This is a genomic window from Zhongshania sp. (assembly GCF_041623545.1).
Taxonomy (GTDB): domain Bacteria; phylum Pseudomonadota; class Gammaproteobacteria; order Pseudomonadales; family Spongiibacteraceae; genus Spongiibacter.
Window position 1 is genome coordinate 1 of the sequence record NZ_JBFJWS010000213.1, and the last position, 5,534, is coordinate 5,534.

The 5,534-nt window shown below is 48.2% G+C and carries 5 protein-coding genes and 1 tRNA gene; 4 read left to right on the forward strand and 2 right to left on the reverse strand.

Annotation, left to right across the window (positions count from 1 at the left end):
* The coding region (locus ABYT30_RS14725; protein ID WP_373097296.1) for a TonB-dependent receptor at positions 1-1,536 on the reverse strand (1,536 nt) is incomplete at its 3' end.
* A gap of 526 nt (positions 1,537-2,062) precedes the next feature.
* On the reverse strand, positions 2,063-2,530 hold the full coding sequence (locus ABYT30_RS14730) for an NADAR family protein (protein ID WP_373097298.1): 468 nt from the start codon (positions 2,528-2,530) through the stop codon (positions 2,063-2,065).
* 334 nt (positions 2,531-2,864) lie between these two features.
* Between ABYT30_RS14730 and ABYT30_RS14735 the strand changes: the two genes are divergently transcribed.
* From ABYT30_RS14735 to ABYT30_RS14750, 4 genes are all read left to right on the forward strand, one after another.
* Positions 2,865-3,548: a hypothetical protein gene (locus tag ABYT30_RS14735; protein ID WP_373079036.1), complete on the forward strand. Its 684-nt coding sequence runs from the start codon at positions 2,865-2,867 to the stop codon at positions 3,546-3,548.
* Positions 3,535-3,900 carry a transcriptional regulator gene (locus ABYT30_RS14740; protein WP_373079038.1) on the forward strand — a complete coding sequence of 122 codons (366 nt, stop codon included), beginning with the start codon at positions 3,535-3,537 and terminating at the stop codon, positions 3,898-3,900. The genes ABYT30_RS14735 and ABYT30_RS14740 overlap by 14 nt, the downstream gene beginning before the upstream one ends.
* 493 nt (positions 3,901-4,393) lie before the next feature.
* Complete coding sequence (locus ABYT30_RS14745) at positions 4,394-5,053, forward strand: alpha/beta hydrolase (protein ID WP_373079040.1); 660 nt, start codon at positions 4,394-4,396, stop codon at positions 5,051-5,053.
* A gap of 195 nt (positions 5,054-5,248) precedes the next feature.
* Positions 5,249-5,325: transfer RNA gene (locus tag ABYT30_RS14750), tRNA-Arg, on the forward strand.
* The last annotated feature ends 209 nt before the right edge of the window (positions 5,326-5,534 follow it).

Consider the following 5,534-nt stretch of genomic DNA (forward strand, 5'->3'; position numbering starts at 1 on the left):
GAAATTGCGCTGATTCAAGGACCCACCAGAAATGCTATTGCCGTCGGCAACTTGCGAGAAAGAGGCGCCGCTGGACTCGTCGGCACCGTAGCGCAAGCCAAAAGTGCCGGTTAAGCGCTCGGTAAACGCCCAGTTAAATTGGGAAAATATCGCGAAGGAGTCTGTTTCGGCGTCGGTTCCAGAAATATAGCGCTCCCGCTCAAAGCCGCCAATAATTAAGCCGCTGGTGTCTACCGGTAGACCGAGTAGCACTGGGTCAACGGGGAACTGAAAGTTTTGCACGATGGCGCCGGCACGGCCAAAGGCAATAAGGCCGTTTAGATCGACATCTATTTCTTGGAAAACGCTGTTGGTAGAATGCTGGGCGAATACACCAACCACCATATCGAGGCTATCTCCCCAGTCGAACGGCGGTGCTATTTCACCGGCGAGCCTCACTTCCAGTGAGGTAGATGAGTAAGGGTTTCCATCGGGCGGCTCATTAAAGGCCACTAAGTTTACTGGGGAGTAATCAACGTCTAATGAGTAGGGAATGATGACTTCAGACCAGGCTGCAATGGTGGTGAGTTCCGGAGCCTGAATACCGAATAAACTATCTGGCCGCCAGGTGAAACTGAGTGATGCTGCTTGGACTTCTCGGTCTGAGCGAGTTGGTGAGTCGGTGGAGGTATTTTGGTCGTAGGCGTCTGCTTCAACTTTGGGGTCGTATTCGCGAAATACCCGCAGGCTTCGCTCACTGGCCTTGGTTAAAGACTGGGTATAGCCCTTGGTCAGGGACTCTGCGTAGAGGCCAGTAAAGTTGGCGGAAAGCGTATCGCTAATTAGCCACGCTAATTTCAGGCGCAGGGCTTTGTCGTCTTGGGTCTGTTGTTCATTGCGGGTGCTGTTAAATTCCAAGGTGTCGGCGGCGGTGACACGCATGGCGATGCGGGCGAGGAGACTGTCGCCGATCAGCGGGCCAGACAAGGCCGCCTCTACAGTGCTACTTTTAACATCTTCCCCGCGGCCGAACTTGATGAATCCCTCTGGCTCGGCGGTCGGGTCCATGGTGTGAAAATTTAATACGCCGCCTAAGGTGTTTTTCCCAAATAGGGTGCCTTGGGGGCCACGCAGGACTTCCAGTCTGTCGATATCAAACACGGCATCCTGGGCAAAGGTTGAGCGGCCATAGGGTACATCGTCAATGACTAAGCCAATCGACGGTTCAAAGCCAACGCCTAATGGCGGTGTGCCGAAGCCGCGAATGGTGATCGTGGTGTATAGCGCCAGCGAGGCATCAAAGGTGACGTTGGGTATGTAGCGAGTAATTTCACTGACATCAGCAATACCGGATTCTTGGATGAAATCTGAGCTAATAACCGATATGGATAAGGGCACGTCCTGAGCGCTTTCGGCCTTTTTGTTGGCCGTAACAATCACTTCCTCGATTACTCGAGGGCTGGCAGCCAATGCCGATCCGTTTACGCCAGTAATCAGCATGCAAAGCAATGTGCAGCAGGTCTTGGTATAACGCGGTGTATGTGAGTGCTTGCTCATTGATTTCCCTATGTATTTTATTGTCGGGTGTACAACCGCTAAAGATAGTGTGGCGGGCCCCTAGAGTTATTAGCTTACTCCGCCAATATTGTCCACGGGCGACAAGTATCGCTAAGGGAGTGTCTAGGATGTGAGCGGTCGCAGAATACCGGTCAATTCCTCCCGCTTTTCTAGGACTGCACAACGACAGATGGAAGCTACTACCGCTTCTTTATGAGCTAAAGCATTACATGTAATGGCAGACCGAAAATCGTACTAGCTTCGGCAGCCTGAGATTTAAAGGCGACTGATCACCGTATTTATGGCCCCCCCCGTTTACCGGGTCTCGGATAGAAGTCGCTATTCTGCTGCGAGTTTATCCACTGCGAATCTGCAGTAATAAAAAATCTGAACTTGGTTCTCTTCGCCTTCATTATTTTTGCTTTACGGTGCGTTGCGAGGAGTCTGCAGGAATAACAGCATTTAGTGAGCGGAAACACTAATTAGCTCTGTGCCTGTAGTTATCGCGATGTCTCGTAACAGCTTATTACTTATGTAGCTCCTCCCTCAATTTTTTTCGAACGCCCATCAGCATCTTGCCAAATGTATTTTCACCACGCATGTCGCGCCCGCTGCCCCAAAAATAGTCGTATTGGCTAAGGTCTTTAATTTCCATGTCGCCGGAATCCAATAGCAATTGAGCTACTTCCGCATGAGTGCGACATTTAATGTAGGTGGCGCGGGTCATGTAAGTCACGCTCGTTTTCTTCCAATCTTTGCGGCGCTGATGGCGCCGACTCTTGCCGAGTTTGGCTGCATCAGCTGGGTGAGGAGCTAAGCGGATCTGTTCGCGATAGTCGGCGTCGTCAAATTTCATTGCCTGATAGTAGTGTTCGACTGACGGCCACTCCAAACCATCCAGTTCAAAATCGGTTTTAGCATAGGAGGCCAGTAACTGATTGGGGTCATTGCGCGTCAGCGAGAGCAATTTCTTCTCATTTTCGTCAAATAGCATAGAGAGTTTCCATGTCAAACCGCAGTAGGGGATATAGTATATAGACTTCTGAACACGAGCGGTCATCTCATCGCTTATGGAATAAGCGGAGCTGTACGCCAATATAATTGTTTGTCTAATTTCAACAATTTAATCGTCGAAATTGATTGAGAGATAGCACGTATTTCGACCATGTAGCTCACCCGATACGTTTAAATTTAGTGTTGCCAGTTGGATGTCACTTTTCGCGAGCTGTATTTTTCGGAATCATAAAAATTATTGATTCGCTTAGATCGAAAAATTCCATAGTGAGTCTCTTTGTAAATAGTTAATGGAAGGTCACGGGGTGATCTACTTGGCCGCATTGACAAGGCGAAGCTATAGAAATACTCTGCCTTACAAAGTGAAAATGCAAGTTGGGGTGGTTATGACAGATGTTGAGCATGCTCTATCGCAGATAGCTAGCATCCGTGCGCAGGTGGCTGGAAGCACTCGATTTTCGGGTATAGCGCCTATTTCTAATATGTTGACTGGCTTCTTTACAATTTTAGTAACGCTTTTTTTTAGTGACCAAAAGACTTTGCTTGAGCCAAGTCGCTTTGTACTTTTCTGGGGCGGCTATTTGTTATTAATGACTTTATTTGGCACCGTAAGTACCACAGTAAGGGCTTATCGAGTACATGGCAAAAGAGCTCCATACATGCTGGCCGCTGCTCTGCATCGTGTTTTTCCGTTTTTCGCTGCCGGAGGCACTATAAGTTGGATCGTTTGTAATTTTTCAGTCGAAAGTATCATGCTTTTGCCTGGGCTGTGGCTGATGTTTATTGGCATGGCTGGCTTTTCTATGATGACCATACTACCTCACGCAATTATAATTGCTTCGGCATGGTTTTTCTTGTGGGGCGCCATTGTGATGATGCTCGGTGTGCAGGCCGAGGCGGTTTCACATTGGATGGTCGGAGTACCATTGGGGGGCGGCCAGATAGCTGTTGCAATAATTTTGCGTAGGTCAGAAGGAGTAATAAGTGTCCAAAAGTAAAGCAGAAGCCCCCTTTGCTTACAGTGGTTTAGATAGGATTTTCCACGAAAAGGCACGACTAGGGATCGTTAGCTCCCTTGTGGGGACTCCGGATGGCCTTACATTTTCTGATTTAAAATCCTTGTGTGGGCTAACGGATGGTAATCTAAATCGCCATATGCAAGTACTCGAGGATGCGGGTTATCTCGACGTGGTAAAGGGGCATGATGGTCGTAGACCACAAACTCGAGTCTACCTAAGTAATTCTGGTCGAAAGGACTTTTCTGCGTATTTAGAAGTTTTAGAAGATGTCCTTCGTAAAGCGGCGGGTGCTAATGCGGAAAATAAACATCGCCGTAAAGTGTTGAGTTAAAAGTTACCTTTCGGTATTTGCTTAAAAATTTTCAGAATATGTATGTTTTGGTCAAGGCTGAGTCTAAGGACATTCTAGGGCGTGGCGATTTGGAATTTTAATCATCTCTGCACACACCGGTGATGCTAGATACTTTATTTCGGATGAAACCTGAAGACCCATTTATGGTACGCGATCAACAATTTTCCCGCCTTGCTTTTAATATCTATGATTAGGTCGAACAAGCTACGATTGGTGTATAGCACTTAACACTGATCGGCTCTCAAAAACGCTTTTATAGTAAGCTGGCTCGGGCGCTTTTCATTTACAGTTTAATTTACAATTGAATATCGCTAAAAGTGATGTTCGGCAATTAAAATCATGGAATGGACTCATGTAGAATACATTCCTGCAATAGTGTGGTCTCTTTATTCGGCCAGTTTAACGATGTGGGCGCTTGAGGCGGTTGAGCGTGATATTCTATTGCAATATATAAACGCTAAGGAGTAAGACCTTGCTCAAATGTGAAGTAATAGAACCGAAAGGCGCGCACGACGCTACTGTGATTTGGCTGCATGGGCTGGGTGCCAGCGGTCACGATTTTGTTCCAGTGGTACCTTACCTTGGTTTGCCAGAAAAACACGGTGTTCGCTTTGTTTTCCCCCATGCTCCAGAGATTCCTGTCACGATAAATGGCGGCATGGTGATGCCGGCGTGGTACGACATACTTGCTATGTCGATAGAGCGCGAAATCGACCTAGTGCAAATAGAGTCGTCTGCCGCGGCGGTGAGAGAGTTAATTCAACGGGAATTGGATGCCGGTATAGCGAGCGAGCGTATTGTGTTGGCGGGTTTTAGTCAGGGCGGCGCCGTGGTGTACCACGCAGCTCTTTCCTACCCTAAGCCCTTGGCGGGCTTAATGGCCATGTCGACCTACTTCGCAACGGCCAAGGAAGTGACGCTCTCGGACGCGAATAAATCGCTGCCGATTCATATTTTTCATGGCACCCAAGACCCTATGGTGCAGGAATCGATGGGGCATACTGCTAATCAAATTTTGCAAAGCATGGGCTATAAGCCAAAATACCTCAGTTATCCCATGCAGCACGAAGTCTGCAATGAGGAAATTGTCGATATCGGCAACAGCCTCAAAGAGTGGCTGAAACTCACTTAAACTGGCATCTGGGCAGAGAGGGCAACAGTCGTAAATTGGGGTTTTTCTCATAGCTGGAATTTGGCGTGGTCACAAAATGGTCACGTTTTGGTCTCAAATCGGATTTTGACCAATATTGATAAGTAAATAGGCGAGGCTGATTGAGGCGGGAAACCCTCTCTGTTATAGTGTCGCGCTTCGTGAAGTACCCATTTCGCGCCCGTAGCTCAGCTGGATAGAGCGCTGCCCTCCGGAGGCAGAGGTCAGAGGTTCGAATCCTCTCGGGCGCACCATATAAATCAAAGAGTTACCCGCCAAAAGCCATTGTAAGTGCGCGCAAAATTCTTTTTAACCCCATATTAAGTCCATTTGAGCGGACCCAGCGCCTCTACCTCAGAAGGCCTACGCCAAGATTAATGCGAGTCTTGACATGGACTGTAGCAACGAAATAGCCTTGGTTTTCGCTCACCAGCGGGCGGTGCTTTGGACCTGCGCGGTTATC